At 56.6% G+C, this 17,881-nt stretch carries 12 protein-coding genes; 4 read left to right on the top strand and 8 right to left on the bottom strand.

The genetic code is table 11. The annotated features are described in order from the left end of the window. Positions 1 to 11 precede the first annotated feature (11 nt). From hprK to H9Q75_RS02555, 3 genes are all read right to left on the bottom strand, one after another. Positions 12 to 968: an HPr(Ser) kinase/phosphatase gene (gene hprK / locus H9Q75_RS02545; protein ID WP_186564588.1), complete on the bottom strand. Its 957-nt coding sequence runs from the start codon at positions 966 to 968 to the stop codon at positions 12 to 14. Between the two features lie 152 nt (positions 969 to 1,120). Next, a complete protein-coding gene (locus H9Q75_RS02550; protein ID WP_186564589.1) occupies positions 1,121 to 1,339 on the bottom strand; it encodes a hypothetical protein in 219 nt (72 codons plus the stop codon). 26 nt (positions 1,340 to 1,365) lie between these two features. Further along, positions 1,366 to 2,163 (bottom strand): hypothetical protein, encoded by a 798-nt coding sequence (locus tag H9Q75_RS02555; RefSeq protein WP_186564590.1) that lies wholly within the window; start codon positions 2,161 to 2,163, stop codon positions 1,366 to 1,368. A gap of 457 nt (positions 2,164 to 2,620) precedes the next feature. On the opposite strand from H9Q75_RS02555, the gene rpmB reads away from it, so the two are divergent. Continuing rightward, entirely contained in the window at positions 2,621 to 2,809 is a 189-nt protein-coding gene (gene rpmB / locus H9Q75_RS02560; RefSeq protein ID WP_033116638.1) for a 50S ribosomal protein L28, read from the top strand. Positions 2,810 to 2,856: 47 nt separating this feature from the next. On the opposite strand, the gene proC is transcribed toward rpmB, so the two are convergent. The 5 genes from proC to H9Q75_RS02585 form a co-directional block, all read right to left on the bottom strand. Next, complete coding sequence (gene proC / locus H9Q75_RS02565) at positions 2,857 to 3,693, bottom strand: pyrroline-5-carboxylate reductase (RefSeq protein WP_186564591.1); 837 nt, start codon at positions 3,691 to 3,693, stop codon at positions 2,857 to 2,859. A 97-nt stretch (positions 3,694 to 3,790) separates the two neighbouring features. Continuing rightward, the gene (locus H9Q75_RS02570; RefSeq protein ID WP_186564592.1) at positions 3,791 to 5,836 is read right to left on the bottom strand and encodes an S-layer homology domain-containing protein; all 2,046 of its coding nucleotides are present in this window, start codon (positions 5,834 to 5,836) and stop codon (positions 3,791 to 3,793) included. A gap of 23 nt (positions 5,837 to 5,859) precedes the next feature. Then, on the bottom strand, positions 5,860 to 7,041 hold the full coding sequence (locus H9Q75_RS02575; RefSeq protein WP_186564593.1) for an ABC transporter permease: 1,182 nt from the start codon (positions 7,039 to 7,041) through the stop codon (positions 5,860 to 5,862). Beyond that, a complete protein-coding gene (locus H9Q75_RS02580; RefSeq protein WP_186564594.1) occupies positions 7,038 to 7,769 on the bottom strand; it encodes an ATP-binding cassette domain-containing protein in 732 nt (243 codons plus the stop codon). The genes H9Q75_RS02575 and H9Q75_RS02580 overlap by 4 nt, the downstream gene beginning before the upstream one ends. 17 nt (positions 7,770 to 7,786) lie before the next feature. Then, positions 7,787 to 9,514 carry an efflux RND transporter periplasmic adaptor subunit gene (locus H9Q75_RS02585; RefSeq protein ID WP_341480884.1) on the bottom strand — a complete coding sequence of 576 codons (1,728 nt, stop codon included), beginning with the start codon at positions 9,512 to 9,514 and terminating at the stop codon, positions 7,787 to 7,789. 196 nt (positions 9,515 to 9,710) lie between these two features. Between H9Q75_RS02585 and H9Q75_RS02590 the strand changes: the two genes are divergently transcribed. The 3 genes from H9Q75_RS02590 (at position 9,711) to H9Q75_RS02600 (ending at position 17,864) form a co-directional block, all read left to right on the top strand. Further along, positions 9,711 to 10,388, top strand: coding sequence for a response regulator transcription factor (locus tag H9Q75_RS02590; RefSeq protein ID WP_186564596.1), 678 nt, complete (start codon positions 9,711 to 9,713; stop codon positions 10,386 to 10,388). Next, positions 10,385 to 11,650: an ATP-binding protein gene (locus H9Q75_RS02595; RefSeq protein ID WP_186564597.1), complete on the top strand. Its 1,266-nt coding sequence runs from the start codon at positions 10,385 to 10,387 to the stop codon at positions 11,648 to 11,650. The genes H9Q75_RS02590 and H9Q75_RS02595 overlap by 4 nt, the downstream gene beginning before the upstream one ends. A 499-nt stretch (positions 11,651 to 12,149) precedes the next feature. Next, positions 12,150 to 17,864, top strand: coding sequence for an S-layer homology domain-containing protein (locus H9Q75_RS02600; protein ID WP_186564598.1), 5,715 nt, complete (start codon positions 12,150 to 12,152; stop codon positions 17,862 to 17,864). Positions 17,865 to 17,881: the final 17 nt, after the last annotated feature.

A 17,881-nucleotide genomic window follows, 5' to 3' on the forward strand; every position in this document is an offset into this window, starting at 1 on the left:
ATGGCAAATATTCAGGCCTCTTTGTTCTGGGCGCTCATGGCCTGGTCAAAATGCTCGTTGATCTGCTTGGTGAATTCCAGGGCCGCATTATAGCCCATCTTTTTGTGGCGGTTGTTCATGGCCGCAACCTCTACAATCACCGCCAGGTTGCGCCCCGGCTTGACTGGCACGGTGAGCGAGGGGACCTGAACGTCCAGAATGGTGGTGTACAGGTTCTCCAGGCCCAGGCGGTCGTACATCGCCCCGTCCTTCCACTGCTCCAGGCTGATGACCATGTCGATCTCCGCCTCGTCCTTTACGGCGCTCATACCGAACAGGCGGCGCACATCAATGACGCCGATGCCGCGCAGCTCGATATAGTGGCGGATGAGCTCCGGCGCGGTCCCCATCAGACGATTGGCCGCAGTGCGCTTGATTTCCACCGCGTCGTCGGCGATGAGCCGGTGTCCGCGCTTGACCAACTCAATCGCGGTCTCGCTCTTACCCACGCCGGACTCGCCCAGCAGAAGCACGCCCTCCCCGTAGACATCCACCAGCACCCCGTGCCGGGTAATCCGCGGGGACAGATACCCCTTTAGGGAGGCAATGATAGAGCTCATGAAAGCGGAGGTGGTCTCCTGGCTGCGCAGGATGGTGCGGTCGTACTTCTCCGCCATTTCCATGCACTCCGGGAACGGCTCCATCCCCCGGGAGATGACCAGCGCCGGGATGTTCTGACTGAGCAGCTGGTCAAAGCGCAACAGGCGCTCATCCGAGCTCAGGCCGGTGAGATAGGTGGTCTCCACACGGCCGATCACCTGCAGGCGCTTCGGGTCAAAGTAGTCAAAAAAGCCGGTCAGCTGCAGACCGGGCCGGTTGACGTTTTCCGTCCGGATGGGGCGGTCCTCATATCCTTCCGCTCCGCGCAGCACCTCCAGATTGAATTCCTGAATCAATTTTCCCAGCTTCACGCTGTAAAGGCTTTCCATAGCGCGCCTCCTTTTTCCTGTTGGGCCCTGTTGGGCACAGTATAGCATTATTGGGATGGTTTTTGCAATACATCTGGAAATTCCCGCTGCGCTTTTCCCCAAAAAAGAGACAGGAGCCAAACCGACTCCTGTCCCTAAATGACACTTAATCCTTATTCTGCTTCCGGCTCCTGTGTCTCCAGCGGCTTCAGAAGAATTTCCATCTCGTCCTGCAAAATTTTCCAGCGCTGGTCTAAATCAAAATAAGCTGTATCTATAACTCCGGAGATCGTATAAAGATCGTTCTTGATATTCTGAAGGCGGAGAAGACATACCACAAGCAGAAAAATAACAACAATATTAAGAATGCCTAAAAAAATATATTTCCCCATCTATAGCCTCCCAACTATTTACCATTTTAAATTTCTGTTTCAATCCCACTGGCTGTAATTTGTTTCTTTTTCCCCGCAATCTTATCTATACCGATATTTCCACTAAATGAAATATCAATCCCTCCCGAAGAGAGGCCCATAGAAGGAGCGCCAACGCCTACTGTCGTATGGGCATAGAGCCCCGCTACTTTGATATAACTAATTGTATTGTCAATGCCTGCTGCAAGGGAAATCGACACTTCAATACGCCCACTCTTGGCATAGGTGGTCACTTCCATTCCCCCATAAATCATAAATTGAGTCACGGGAAAGGAAATGTTGATTCCGTTAAAATCAAGATTTGCTTCGCGTTCACCTGTTTTAGTAGCCAAAACAGCGGTTCCTGAGCAGTAATTAATTACGGAAGTATAACTTTTCATTGGGGCATCAACCGCATACCCTTGGGGATCAATCGCTTGCCATGCCATAGCGGCAGAATCTGTAAGGTAGATCAATGGTTGATGATCCCATTCCCATATATAGGAGAAAGTAAACATCTTTGTCCCCGTTGTACCTTTTATGATGTCACCTGTACAAGTTCTTGCTATAGCACGATATTCAGAGACAGAAAGCTCCTCCCCAGCCGCATATTTTTGTAGCAGTTCAATTTCCTCTGGCGTATATCCCATACTAGCAAGCTGGGTATTTGTCATTTCCGAACGTTCATCCAAAGCTACATAAAATTCCCCAACTATTACCTGTACCTCTGCCGGCTCCAATGCAAGCTCTTCCAATTCAGTATCTGATAGTTGGGTCAGAGTCTGGATATAATCGAATTCGTTCACTATATAGGCTTCCTGATCCTTTATCATCTGTGGTTCCGATGCGGAGGCATTTAGTGAGAGCATGGTTATCACCAAAGGAAGAGTCAAAATAAGAGAAACAAATTTTTTGCCTTCATACTAAATCTCCTTTCCATTGCATACAAAACCTGCCACAGACATCTGCTCTCAATGCTTATTTTTCGTGACTGCTTCTCCTAATCACCACATTGGAACCACCCCTCTAACTTTTATCAATCAGGGAAAAGGAAACGATTCAGGCGTCCGCATTTTTGTTTTGCGGAATAGTTGCTATTTTTCCAAGCTTATTTTACCATAATTTTGGTTATAATGCCACTGTTTTCTTTCGGAATTCAACTTATATTTTTCAAAATAACCCTTGCATTTTTCCGCCATCTCTGCTATTATATCATTCGATGCTTTGTAAAGCGTATCCTGACGAGCGAGGAGGTATAAGCGAATGGCCAAATGTGAATTTTGCGATAAGGGCGTTGTGTTCGGCATCCAGGTTTCCCACTCTCACCGCCGCTCCAACCGTCCCTGGAAGCCCAACGTGAAGCGCGTCAAGGCGATTGTCAACGGCACGCCCAAGCATGTGTATGTGTGCACCAGATGCCTCCGTTCGGGTAAGGTCACCCGCGCTGTATAAGCCAAATAAAAAAGACGTACCGCTTTTGCGGTACGTCTTTTTTTCGTTTATTTCCCCAGCTCCAGATTTTTGTGATAGGCGTCCACCACCGCTTCAATGGCAGCAGAACGGAACCCATGGCGCTCCAGCGCAGCCACGCCGGCGATGGTGGAGCCGCCGGGGGAACACACCGCGTCCTTCAGGGCACCTGGGTGTTCGCCACTCTCCAGCACCATGGCTGCCGCGCCCATCACCATCTGAGCCGCGTATACCTGCGCCTGCTGGCGGGGCAGGCCCACCAGCACGCCTCCGTCGGCCAGCGCTTCAATCAATTGATAGACATAGGCCGGTCCGCAGCCCGCCACAGCGGTGAATTGGTCCATCAAATGCTCGGCAATGCGCTCCACGCGGCCTGCCTTGGACAAAATCCGCTCCACCCCGGACAGGTGCTCTTCTCCCTCTCCGGTGAGCGCCAGCATCCCCTGCCCAATGGCCGCGCAAGTATTGGGCATCACCCGCAGCACTGGAACCGGGAAGCCCAGCCCAGCCAACCAGCCCTGAATCGATTCGATCTGTACGCCCGCGGCAATGGAGACCAGCACCTTCTCCTCTCCCCTGGCATGGCACTGGCTCAGTGTGCCGTTCAGCGCCTGAACAACCCCGCCGAGGACCTGCGGCTTCACACATAAAAAGATGTACCGGGCGCTCTGAACCGCCTCTTCATTGCTCTGGGCCACAGCACAGCCCAACTCTGCGGCCAAAGTCTCAGCCTTGCGCTGCGACCCGTCTGCAATCACAACCTGCTCCGGGCCAATCGCCCGGCAGGCCGCCCGGATCAGAGCGCCGCCCATATTGCCAGCGCCCACAAACGCCGCTGTTTTCACATGAACCACTTCCTTATCCATTGTGCCGCTCCCCTGCGGCGATTACTGTTATTTTAGCACGGTAACAGAGAAAGCGCAATGGCTGTACACAGGGCTGTACGGCCATTGCGCTTTCTCTTTATTCGGTTTCAATCACGCGGACCACCGCGTCGCTGCCCAAACTGCCGCTGTAGTAGACAGCAAAGGTATCGGAATAGGATTTTGCCGCCTCTAGGGTCGTCCAAAGCCCGGTATCGCTGTTATATACCTCCACCTCGTCACTGATGGGTACACGTACCCCGTCCACAACGACCGCGTCGCTGCCATCAAACGCGGAGCGGGATATTTCCCTTGATTCTGTCAGGGTAATTACCTTGACAGCCTTCCCCTCGCCGCTGACTGCGACGCCGCCCACCGCGCCATCTTTAAAGGTGGCGCCGGTAATATAGGTTTGGCCGGTTCCCTGGCTGTTCTCTACCGTAACCGTGCGGTTGGTATAGGTCAGCTGGCCGCTGCCGCCGCTCTGTTCCCCGGCGTCTAAAATTCCATAGGTATAGGCACTGCCCGTTACGTCGTTCAGCAGGAGCACATGGACCTTTCCCTGGCTGTCTGTGGCATAAAAGTCAATCTTGGAGTTGCTTATCGTATCCACCAGAATGTCGTCCAGATCAATCTGCACCACTGTACTGTTTCCAGCCCGCTCATACACTGCGATCTGATCGGAGAGCTGGATGCTGCCCAACGTCCCCGCGGCCAGATCCAATTTTCCAGGAGCGCTGGCCGATACCGACGAGAGGGTCAGCTTACCCTTCTGAGCCGCAGTCACCCGCACCAGCTCGCCCACCTGGGCGCTGCTGCTACTGTATAGCTCCCCGGATGCGGTCAGCCCGCAGGAGAGCTTTACCTGGGCACTGCTGCTGCCGACACTGGTGACCACGCCGTACTGCTCCACCTTGACCGAGGAGGCGGAGAAGGCGGACACCACCTCTCCGTCTCCGTTCAGTGTGACCGTGATTCTGCTGCCCACGCTGAGCCCGGAAAGGCTGCTCAGCGCCGTATCGTCCACCTCCAGCTCGATCCCCAAAAGCACAATGGTGCTGGGCGAACCGGTGTTCGGCGAAGCGCTCTCATAATAGCCGGTCAGCATCACACCATCATAGGTCGTGCTCTCGGAGGCCACCACCAGCTCCACACTGCCTGAGGAGCCGTAATAAAGAAGCAGTTTGGCGCGGTTTTCCAGGTCATACCACTTCATTCCATAGGTGCTTACTTCCTCATCCATAACCAAAACCGCGCTACTAGGAACGGTATATTTTGTTCCGCTACTGTCGGTGACGCCGCTGGAGTCCGCCTCACCGTTGAGAATTTCCTTGTAGCGGCTCTCATCCGGAATAAATCCGCTGACCTTTCCGGACTGATTGAGCAGCAGAGTCCCCCTTCGGCCCACCAGGGCTTCCGAAAGCTGCTTCGCCTGGTCATAATAAGTCAGCGTGCCGTTTGCATAGATCAGCGCACTACCGTCGTCCTGGGCGTCGTTATCCATGAGTACGGCATCCCCCACCGTGGAAGCGGCCAGCACCTGCGCGTAATCCTTCCCATCCGCCGTGGGCAGGTTCAGCATCTGGCAGAGCAGAAGGGCGGCCTCACCCCGGGTCATGCTGTGAGAGGATGTCCGGTCGATTCCATCCAGCAAGCCCAGCCCCTGCGCTTTCTCCAAATAATCCTCGGGCCAGAACGGGCCAATGTGGTCGTTGGAATAGCCCAGAAGATGCAGGACAATGGTGGCCGCCTGGGCCGTGGTAACCGGATCGTCGGGCCCAAAGGTTCCATTTCCATAGCCGGACACCAGGCCCTCCTCATAGGCCAAATTGACGTAGGACGCCGCCCAGTGGGAGGCCGGCACATCAGAGAAAAGTGTCCGGTAGGCGCTCCCCTTCACCTGGTCTGCGTGGCCCTCGACCAGCACAGCCAGCTTACAGAACTGGGCCCTGGTCAGGGTATCGTTGGGGTGATAGCCCCCGTCCGAATAGCCGTCTACAATGCCCAGGCCGGAGAGCACCTCCACCGCCTCCGCCACATCGGCGCCTGTCACGTCGGAAAAGGCCAGGGCGGAGGGGATAAAGGCGGCAATCACCCCCAGGCAGACTGCCGCTGCCAGAAGCAGCGTCACAACTCGGTGTTTCATGGTTCAAATCCTCCTATTTCTGTTTAATCCGCCCGCAGGGCGTCTACCGGCTGGAGATTCGATGCCTTGAGCGCCGGATAGATCCCAAAGATCATCCCAATGGCGACGGAGAAGGCAAACGCGCCTGCGGTCACCAAGGTGTTCGGGAACAAAATCAGATCATACATCACTTTCCCCAAAATGGCCGAAAGCAGATAACCAAGAGCGATTCCGATCAATCCCCCCATGGCGCTCAGGATTGCCGCCTCCAGCAGAAATTGACCGATAATCTCCCCCCGCGGCGCGCCGATGGACTTCTTGATTCCGATCTCCCGAGTGCGCTCAGTCACGGTAACCAGCATGATATTCATAATGCCGATCCCGCCCACCAGAAGGGCAATGGAGGCGATCCCGCCCAACACAACGGAGAGCGAGGTCATTTCATCGTTTGACTCTGTCATGGCGGAATTGCCGTCCTCCAGGCTGTACTCCCCCACCGCTGTATCAATCGTTTCATTCAGGTAGGACGTAAGCTTATTTATGACAGTATCCATGTCGTTGGAGGTCTTTACCTTTAAGATGATGTTATTGATCTGGTCGGAGAGCAGGATCTCCCGGTTGGCGGAATAGGGAATGACTACCGCGTCATCCATGGAGTCCTCCACGCCGCCGTCCTTCTGGTAATAGGTCCCCACCACCAGGAAGGGATATCCGCCGATGGTCACGGTCTTTCCCACCGGGTCGCTGTACTGAAACAGGCTGTCCGCCAAATAGGAGCCCAGCACGCAGACCAGGCTTCGGTTTTCAATATCCTGAGTAACGATGTCTCTCCCCGACTCCAGGGTATAGTTATAGCAGGTGGAAAACTGATCGGAACCGAAATAGACGGTGGAACTGTCGATGGTGGTTCCGCCATACTGCAGCGGCAGTGAGGTGGACAGATCGGGCGTAACCCCCTCCACCCAGTCCGACAGATCATTGTTTCCGTACTCATAGAGCTGGCCCATCACATTCGAGGCACGGGTTGCGTCGTACCAAGAGACCTGTACCGTGACTTTATTGACGCCCATCTTTTCATAATAGGCGGTCATATCGCTGTTGTAGCCCGTCACCATGGCCACCAGCACCAGCACGGCGGTGACGCCAATGATAATCCCCAGCATAGTTAGGAAGGAGCGCCCCTTTTTCTCCGTGATGGAGTCCAGGGCCATGCGAAGCGAGTTCACGCGCCCTTCACCCCCGCCGCAGCCTCAGCCGGAACCAGAATGCCGTCCCACAGGCTGTCATGGACAATATGGCCGTCCATCACCCGGATGGTGCGGTCAGCCTGAGCGGCGATGCCGTTATCGTGAGTAATAAGGATGACCGTGGTGCCCTTGGCATTGAGCTGCCGCATCAGAGAGAGCACCTGGGCGCCAGTCTTAGAGTCCAGGGCGCCGGTGGGCTCGTCTGCCATCAGGATGGGGGATCGGGTGGCCATGGCCCTGGCGATGGCCACCCGCTGCTGCTGGCCGCCGGAGAGCTGGGAGGGTTTGTTTTCCGCCTTGGAGGAGATCTCCACCTCTTCCAGGGCGGCCAGGGCCCGCTCCTTCCGTTCGGCCAGGGGGATGTGCTGGTAGGTCATCGGAAGGGCCACGTTTTCCCACACCTTCAGGGATGGGATCAGGTTATAGCCCTGGATAATAAAGCTGATGCGGCGGGAGCGCAGCTCAGACAGCTCCCGCTCGCTTTTTTGGCTCACCGGGTTGCCGTCCAGCAGGTACTCTCCCCGTGTGGATATGTCCAGACAACCCAGAATATTCATCATGGTGGATTTTCCGGAGCCGGATGTGCCGATGATCGCCACAAACTCCCCGCTGTTGATGGTCAGGGTGACGCCGTCCAGCGCGTTGACCTGGTTTTCCTGTCCCTCGTTATAGATCTTATAGACGTCCTTCAATTCAATCAGGCTCACATTTCTGCCCTCCTTATTCAGCCCATGGGTCCGCCGGGCATACCGCCGCCGCCCATATTGGGCATACCGCCACCCCCGCCGCCAAAGCTGCTGGGATCAAAGCCGCTGGGGAAGCTGCTGTCGTCTCCGCTGGAGCTGGTGGTATCGCCGCCGCTTGGCGCCGACTGTTGGTATCGGGTGAATACCTCCACGTTCTGCTCCACGCCGGAGAGTATCTGCACATACTGGCTGTTGCTGGCTCCCACCTCCACGGGCACGGCATAGAAGCCGTCCGGAACCACACCGTCCTCCAGGTCCACGGCGTTTTCCGGCTTTGTATCCGCCTTTACAAACAGGCAGGTGCCCTCTGTCGTGCTCTTCAGCGCGTCGATGGGCGCCAGAACACCCTCCTCTGTGTCCCCTACACTGATATAATAGGAAACATTGACTCCCGCGGAAAGCGCCCCCTCAGAGGGAATGGTAATGGTAATCGGGAAATAGGCCACGCCGTTGGAGTTGGTGGCCTCGTAGCTGATCTCGGTCACCGTTCCGGTGTAGGTTTCGCTCTCGCCGCTGGAACTGGATTTGACAATCTGTACCTCCATGCCCATTTCGATCTTGTCAATGTCCAGCTCATCAATGTTGGCGCTGATCTCCATGTTGTCCAGGTTGTAGACCGCTACCGCCGTACTGCCGGAGCGCGGCGTCTCACCCTCCCGGACGTTTACCATGATTACTTTGCCGGAGACCTCGGAGGTGACGTTGTAATCGCTTCGCTTTTCCTCGACCTCCGCCATTCTCTCCTGATAAGTAACAATGCGCTCCTGTGCCTGTGTAATTTTTTCCTGTGCCGAGGCGATCTGGTCCCGGTAGTCAGAGCCGTCAATGGTAATCAGCGTCTGCCCGGCGCTCACCTTCTGATAGTCCACCGTATTTACCGTTAGCAGTTCGCCGGCCGCCTCAGCGGTTAAGGTCTTGCTGTTGTAGTATTCCAGACTGCCCTCCACCGCCGGGTAGAGCTTTCCACCCGAGTCGGCGGTCACCCAGGCCGCTCCGGTCATCCCTTCGGTCAGTGCGCCCGGATTATCCAATGTAATGGTGACCGCAAACGTGCGGGTCCCCTCCGCCGTGAGGCGCTCCACCTTCTCAATATCAGTTACCGTGCCTGTAAAGGTGTTCATCAAGCTAGAAATGGACACCCCCGCGGCCATACCCACATAGATCTGGTCCTCATAGGCATAGCTGAAATATTCTGTAAGAGTCATTTTACTGTCGTCCACCAGAGTCAGCAGGCTGGTCCCCTTCTGCACCTCGTCGCCCTGCTCCACGTTCAGCTCCATAACGCTGCCGGAAAAGGGCGCCTGCACCGTCAGCGCGGACAAGGTCTCCTGAAGCTCAGACAGCTGGTCCTTATATTCGTCAATCTGGTCGTTCAGATTGTCGATTTGCGTCTGGTATTCGTCAATCTGGTCGTCCAGCTCACTGTCGTCCTGTGTGTACAATGGATCTCCAGCCTCCACTGTGTCACCGGCGGAGACGTATACCGCAGTAATTTTTGCCTCATCGGAGGCCGCGGTAACCGTATAGCTGTCCGCCGGAATGGTGGTTCCAGTCCCCTCGAGGGTAGTGGCCAGCGAGCCGTATGTGGTCGTGCCGGTCAGCGTCACCTGTTCGTCTTCGGAAAAAAACAGAGCCTTCACCCCAAACGCTGACCCGGCCGTCAGGGCCAGCACCAATCCTGCGATGACGATTCGTTTCTTTTTCACATATACGTCCTCCCGTCTCAAATGATCTCGTTGGGGAGTATAGCGTTCCAAGCTGAAATTACCCTGAAAGCGGCCGGGAAAAATTGTTAACACTCTGTAAAACCTTTTTTATAAAAAGTTGTTACAATGATTTCAGAGAAATTTCAGGTTGCGCTTCTATACTGAAAGAAAATAAAATCAGAAGGAAGAATGTCGCATGCGGGTATTGATCGTAGAAGATGAGCGCCGGCTGGCGGAGGCCTTGGGGCAAATTATAGAGGAGCAACGTTACCACGCGGACGTGGTTTATGACGGCGCGGATGGGCTGGATTACGCACTTACAGGCCAGTATGATGTGATCATTCTGGATGTTATGCTGCCCAGGCTGGACGGCTTTCAGGTGGCCCGCCGGCTCCGGGACGCCCATATCTCCACGCCGATCCTGATGCTGACCGCAAGAGACGAGGTGCCGGACAAAATTAACGGTCTGGACTGCGGCGCGGACGACTATATGACCAAGCCTTTTGACGCTGGTGAGCTTCTGGCGCGGGTACGCGCCCTGACCCGCCGTCAGGGCGAAGTACAGGGGGAGTTTCTTACCGTTGGGGACCTGACGCTGACGATGTCCACACGGCAGCTCTCCTGCGCCGGCCGCTCCGTACGGCTTGGCTTCAAGGAGTTTGAGGTGCTCCGGCTGCTCATGTCCCACGCTAAGGCGTTGGTGCCCAAGGAGGAGATCATTGAGCGGGTGTGGGGGCTAGACTCGGATGCGGAGGACAACAATGTGGAGGTGTACATCTCATTTTTGAGGAAAAAGCTCACCTTTTTGGAGACACAGGTCAGCATCGGCACAGTCCGAAAGGTCGGCTACCACCTGGAGGTGCCCGTCTCGTGATTCGGAAGCTGCGCCGGAAATTTATTCTGATCAACCTCACGCTGGTCAGCCTGGTATTGGTTGTGGTTTTTGCCATCCTCGTGGCCTCCAACGCCAGACGGCTCTCGGACCAGAGCACAGCGGTCATGAACATGGCACTGGAGTGGCGGGACGGGGAGGCTCCTCCCCGCTTCGTGTTTGACTTCCCGCAGCCGGAACAACCGGAGGACGACACGCCCAGGCAGCACCGGCAGTCCTTTCCCATGGTGCCTGTCTTTGTCATAACCCTGAACGACGGGGAGATCACCTCCATCAACGACGGCGGCCGGGTGGACGTGTCGGAGGAGGCGGCGGAACAGGCGGTGGAGGCCGCTTTGGATGCAGGAACCGAGTCCGGCGTTTTACGCAGTTTGGGGCTTCGCTTTCAAACCGCTTCCGATGCAGACGGTGCCCTTCGCATCGCCTTTGCAGACCGGAGCTGGGAGACGCAGTCCCTGACTAGTCTGATTCTCACCTGCCTGTTGGTCTGGGCGTTGGCGCTGCTGGGTTTCTTCTTCATCAGCCTCTTCCTCTCCTCCCTGGCTCTGCGTCCTGCAGAGCGCGCCTGGCAGCAGCAGCGGCAGTTTGTGGCCGACGCCTCCCATGAGCTCAAGACCCCGCTTACTGTTATTCTGGCCAACTCCGGTATTCTGCTCGCCCACCGCGTGGAACTGGGCCAGCAGGCGAAATGGGTGGAGTATATTCAGGAAGAGGCCGGCCAGATGAAGGGATTGGTGGAGGATCTGCTCTTTCTGGCCAAAAGCGACGCCTCCCGTTGCAGTGCCACACCCTCGCCGGTTCCGATCAGCGACATCGTCACAAGCTGCCTGCTCCCCTTTGAATCGGTCGCTTTTGAAGCCGAGGTAACCTTAGACAGCCATATCACGCCCGGCCTTTTTATCACCGGGGATGAAGGTCAATTGCGCCGCTTGGTCATGATTCTGTTGGATAATGCGGTCAAATACGCCGGAAGCGGCGGCTCGGTTTCTCTATCCCTTACCAATCAGCCGGAGCGGCTGCGCCTGAGCGTACACAATACCGGCGCTCCCATTCCGCCGGAACATCTTCCCCACCTGTTTGAGCGATTTTTCCGCGCCGATGCGTCCCGCGACCGCGCGCAGGGCGGTTACGGCCTTGGGCTGGCGATCGCCAAAAGCATCACAGAGCTCCATCGGGGCAGAATTTCCGTTTCCAGCACCGCTCAGGAGGGCACCACCTTTACAGTGCTGCTCCCCTCAAAGTAGAGACAGGAACAGGAAAAGTCCGCTGGTTTTTGCCGGCGGACTTTTTTAATCCCGCAGAAAGCCGTATCGGTGCCAGGCATTCTTCCTGCCGTGTTGTCGTTTGGCCCTTCAGTCCATTTTTATAGACAGGTGACCAAAAGCGTCAAAAAATACTTGGAACTCGTGTACAAATCTGGTATAACTATATTTGAAAATTGAATCGGAATGGGAACGACGCGCCCAGAGTGGTTCTCTGGTAGCGGAATGGGGTGAGAAGCCCCGCGAGCGGGTCACTGTGATGCCTGTAACCAAGAGGCTAAGTCAGATACGCAAAGCGTCGTTCCAGCGCACCCTGCCTGTACTGGGGCTGCATGGACAGAAAAAGGAAGTCCGCACGGTCAAGCAGGAGCGCCGTGCGGACTTTTTGTATGGAATTATTATCCATTTATATTTTTATTTGGATAATAACGCCCGCACGCTTCAGCTTCATTCAACTAAAACGAGAAGGAGAATCCAAAGAATGAAGAAACGCATACTATCCATGCTCCTGGCCCTCGCCCTGACCCTGGGCCTGTTCCCTGCCGCCGCACGGGCGGAGGAGGCCTCTGTAGCCAGCATCACGGTACAGTTGACGCTCTATGAAAAAGGGCAGTTTGCCAAGGACAAAGACGGCAGAATCATGTTCCAGCGCTCCGTCACGGTCACGGATGACAACGGCGACGGAACATACAGCCTGAACGAGGCTCTGCTGGCCGCCCATACCGCTTATTGCTCCGCCGGAGCGGACGGTTATACCGTTTCCGGTTCTTGGGTCACTCAGCTATGGGGGACCGCAACCTCTGATTACGGCTTCTACAAAAACAACGCCGTGACCGGCACGGTGGATGCGGAGGCTCTGGCGGATGGGGATCAGATCACCGCCTTTACTTACTATGACACCGCCGGCTATTCCGACCGCTACTCCTTTTTTACTGAGGCGGAGAAAACGGTCACGGCCGGAGAAGAATTTACGCTGACCCTGATGTCCTGGGGTTATGACGGGAACTTTAATCCTGTTCAAGCCCCGGTGGCGGCCGCCCCCATCGGCGCTTACGATCTGGACACCGGCACCTATTCCGTGCCGTCCGCATTCCGGGGCGAACACATCTATGGCGATATTTACAGCCAAACGGTATCCACCTCCACCAGCGGCAGTGTTACATTTTCGATTACAGAGCTTGGCACTTATTATGTGACAGCACAGCATAATTCTCCCGGTTATTCCACCTACAACGACGATGGAAGCACATCGCCCAACTATCTGGTTCCGCCGATGTGCAAGGTAACGGTAACTTCTGCCCAATCTGCTCCCAGAAGCATCACTATTGTCTCGGATAACGGGAACCCCATGCTAGGCGGATCACTGATCGGCAAGACCGGCGATACCTTTTCATTCAAGGTACTGGACCAGGACGGAAACGAGACACCGGTGACCTGGAAAAAAACGTATTCTTATGTAGACGGTAGCATCGACGCCAACACCGGCGTATATACTGCCGGCTCCGTGAGCGCTGGTTCAAGCTCCAGCCTCTATTTTACTGCCACTTCCACCCTTGACAGCAACATCTCAGCCCAGATTACACTCTCGCTTAAAGGCTATGCGTTCAGTTCTTATCAAAAGGAACAGTCCGTCGCCCTCTCTGCAGACGGCCAAACCGCTCAAAGCATCTCTGTCAGCGGAGGAGTCTCCGGCCACACTGTCTGGAGTTATGATGAAACAGCAGCCGCCGGGATTGCCGCGCTGGCCGCCGACCCGGGCAGCGGCACCTCCATCAAGTTCAACGCCCTGCGCCCCGGGCGCTTTACGGTCTCATTTTATCTGGAGGGATACCCCTCCATGTCTGACACGGCCGCCCTGACCATTACAGGCGTTGCGGTGGAGGACGCTGCTGGCAGCCAGGGCAAGACCTACCTGACACGGACCGCGGCCCAGCCCAGCCCTACCGCTCAGTTGACCGCCTACGTGGCCGAGGACCGCACTGTGGCAGGCTGGAGCAGTGCGGATGAGAGCATCACCACTGTGGATGAAAACGGCTTGGTCACTGCCAAGGGCGTGGGGAGCGTTCTCATCACCGCCACCGACAGCGCAGGAACCAGGGGCGGCATCAAGGTCGTTGTCCAGGACGGCGAAACGCCCTATTTCGAGGCGCTGGAGTTTTCGACATCCGCACTCACCAGCGGCTCATGGACAACCGGCTCCACCTTTTCTCCCACAAAGCTGGAATACGGCCTTCCCATCAGGAGCTACAGCACCAGCTCCCTCACACTCCAAGCCGCCACGCTCTATAACAGCGACAAATATATTGCCACAGCGGAATACACGGATGCCAATGGAGCGCCTCAGTGTGTCACCGTCAACAGCGGAAAAATGACAACCCTTCCCAATCAGCCCTTTGACGACTCCAGCCTGACCATCACCCTGGCCGACAGGGCAAATCCAGACAACAAGACGGTCTATACCTTCCATGTGGCCCGGCCCCGGGATACCTCCAAGGCCATCAAAAGCAATGGTATCGTACTTGCGCCGGACGGGCGGAGCCTTTTGAGCACGAAGTATAACGGCTACACCGAGGGCACTATGCTCAAAGCGGATGAGAGCGGCGCGCTTACCTCCGGCACCGGCGTTACCAGTACCCAGAAATATTACCGCGTGTACGCCCTGGACAGTCTGGAGCGGTTCTCCCTGACCCTGACTCCCAGCACAGGCTATGCTCATATGCGCTACTCCACGGACAATGGAGCAACCTGGACCGAGCTGCCCCAGGGTGGCGGCGCCACCGGCACGCTCTCCTTCCCTGCCGCCGGGGACAAGGTGGTCCAGGTGCGGATTGAAATTCTGGACGATAAGACCTATTCGGACAATAGTAAAGCCGGCAAGTCCGGCTTTGCCTCCGGTGAGCCGGAGGTCTACACCGTATGGGTGGAACAGGCAGACGCCTCGGCCGGCAGCGCCCGGATTCTGACCGCCTCCTCTGTCGTCGGCGACTGGTATCCTGCCTTTGATCCTGAAATCACCTCTTATAACCTCGTGGTCCCGAACGACACAACCGACTTGTCCACTATCCTCTATACTGTCTCCGAGGGCGCGGTGGTGAAGCTGGGCAGCGCCGTGCAGGCTCCGGATGACAACGGTGTTTATTCCCTGCCGCTGAAAACAACGTCTCAGTCCCTGACCATTACATCCGCGGCCGGCAGCGTGATCAATACATACAGCTTCAAGGCGCTGAAGAAGAGCAAATATGACGTGCCGGACAAAGTGGTGGACTATCTGTGCATCAACAGCCAGTATACCAACGGCGGGTATGGCGTGCAACCGGAGTTGACCTTATCAGGCAGCCTGAAATCCCTGGGCAATTTCGGCGGGTATATTACCTATTACTATGAGACTCCTCTGACTGACAGCCCAAACAACAAATACGGTTTGGACTTCTATGTGTACGGCAACTCCTTTGCAGACGGAGGCAGTGCCGCTGAACCGGGTCAGGTCTGGGTCTCCGAGGACGGCGGGACCTGGTATGCCCTTGCGGGCAGCGAGCACTATGAGGACAGCACCATCCGCGATTACACTATTACTTATACCAGGACAGACAGCGGGAAAACCGCCTGGAGCGACAACCAGGGCAACTATAACGATGGAACCAGCAGAGCCGGCTCCTGGCCGTCCGCCGCCAATTATCCATTGAACGCCTTGGCTTCTCAGGGTACGATTACCCTCTCCGGTATCCTGCTCCCCTGCTTTGACGGAAGTATTATGGGTGACAGCTCAACCGCTTCCTTTGCCGGTGAGACCAAATTCGGCTATGTCGACTACTATGCCAACGGCACCACTGGTGCGGATGTGAATCCCTATGTGGCTGATCCAACCAAGAGCAACGGCTTCGATCTGGCCTGGGCGGTGGATGCCGACGGCAACCCCATTGACGTCTCAGGCCGAGCATTCCACTATGTGAAAGTGGTCACAGCCTCCAATATCTGGGCAGGCAGCTTTGCAGAAAAATCCACCGAGGTCTCTTCCGTAGTCCGCACCACCGCCCAGGAAGGTATGGTGGGCACCACCGCCGCCCCCTCCGGAGTGACCATCACGGACGGCACCTCCAGCCAGGTGCTCCATTTCACTGAGGGCCAGCAGGTCTACACGATGGATCTGGGCGATATGAAATATATTTCCCTCACAGTGGAGGGCACGGCGGCGGATGACAATATCTACATCAACAACCAGCGCGTTTCCTCCGGCTCCGCCGCAACGGGCATCAAGGTGACAAAAGAGGCCGGTCCGAAATTAGTGCGTATTCTGGTTCAGAATGGCGATCGGGAGCCCGTCCTCTATTTACTCAAACTTACCAGCAGCGCTGCTGAGAGCAGCGAGATCATCGAGGGCATCAAAGTAGATGTCGGCGGCGCCGCCCGCCAGGCCGCCACGGCGAACGGAACGACCTATACGCTGACAGTAGGCCACCGGATCGACTCTGTTGGAATTAACCCAACTGTGGCCTCCGGTGTCCGCTATACCGTCAATGGCGCCGCCGCCTTGGAGAACTACGCCCTGAGCTATGGGGAAAATCGCTTTGAAATTTCCGCTCAGGACCAAAATGGAACCACACAGACGGCTGCCTTGGTCATCACCCGCGAATCAGCCCCAGATGTTTCCGGGCAGGCCATTACAGTGTCCTTCCTCCTCTATGGGGATGAAAAACATGGGGAAATCAGTATGGCCCACACCTATCAGCATACCAAAAGCAGCCTGCAGCTCTGGATTCCCCAGACCTCTTACACGCTACCCGAAGGGTCCACAGTCCTGGATCTGTTGGAGTCGGCTTTGAACGCCGCCGGTCTCGACTGGACTAATGCCGGTGGAAACTACATTTCGACGATAAACGGGCTGTCCGAGTTTGACAACGGTCCTCTTTCCGGATGGATGTATCTCCGCAATGGCTCCCACCCGGATTACGGCGTGGCGGAACAGAGCCTCTCAAACGGAGATCGGATTATCTTCCACTATACCGACGACTACACACAGGAGGAGGGCTCGGAGCGCTGGGATACCGGCGAGAGTTCGGGCATGGATACCGGCAACGGTTCCACAACGCTCCGGCCTGAGGCCGAGGCAGACAAAAACGGCGAGGCAAACGTTCTGTTGACGGCGAAGGAGCTGGAGCAGGCAATCGGGCAGGCCAAAGCCACAGATGCGGATGTCGTCGTGATCGCCCCCGCAATCAAGGGCAATCCGGACAAGGTCACGGCCGAGTTGCCAAAGGCATCCATCGCGGAGCTTGCCAAGAACACAGATGCGGAGCTGAGCCTGAAAACGGAGCTGGGTGTGCTCAGCGTTCCCACCGAGAGCCTGGCCGGGTTGAGCAGACTAAACGGCAGTACGGCGGTTCTCTCAGTCGAAGCCGGCAAGGATGCCGACGGTGCGGCCAGCGGACCAGTTCGATTCGAGGTGAAGGTAGGCGGTACGGTCCTGGAGCAGCTGGAGGGCGGTATGCGCGTCGCGGTTCCGTTTGCGTCCGCATCTTCCAGCTCTGTACTGGTTCTCGTGGAGGCGGACGGCAGCGAGACCATTGTCAAAAAGTCTGTCGCGGGCAGCCAAATGGTCTCCGCCCTTGTAGACGGCTCGTGTACGGTGCTGGTGAGAAATCAGGCCAAAGCCTTTTCGGACCTGCAGGGACACTGGGCCCAGGATGCCATCCGCTTTGTAAGCGCCCGCGAGCTCTTTCATGGGACCAGCGCCTCCGCTTTTTCTCCCGACGCCCACATGACCCGCTCCATGCTGGCCACAGTCCTCTGGAGGCTGGAGGACGCGGAGGGAACCTCCGGGAGCGCTCTGTTCTCCGACGTTCCCGGGGGCGCCTGGTTTGCGGACGCCGTGAGATGGGCCAGCGGGAAGGAAATCGTAACCGGCTATGGGGACGGCCGGTTCGGCTCGAACGACAGCATCACCCGCGAACAGCTGGCGGCTATACTCTACCGATACTGCCGCGCGCTCGGCGTTCCTACGGAGCCCACAGGCGACCTGAGCAGGTTCCACGACAGCCGTCATGTCTCCGACTGGGCCTGTGACGCTATGAGCTGGGCGGTAGGCTGCGGACTGATCTCCGGCAAGTCCGGCGGCACGCTCGACCCTGCCGGCAGCGCCACCCGCGCCGAGGTCGCCGCTGTTTTCCAGCGCATGATTTCGCTTTTGGTTCAGCGATAGGCCTTTTTCGGTCAACC

Origin of the sequence: Lawsonibacter celer (assembly GCF_014281125.1) — a bacterium.
Lineage (GTDB): Bacteria > Bacillota > Clostridia > Oscillospirales > Oscillospiraceae > Lawsonibacter_B > Lawsonibacter_B celer.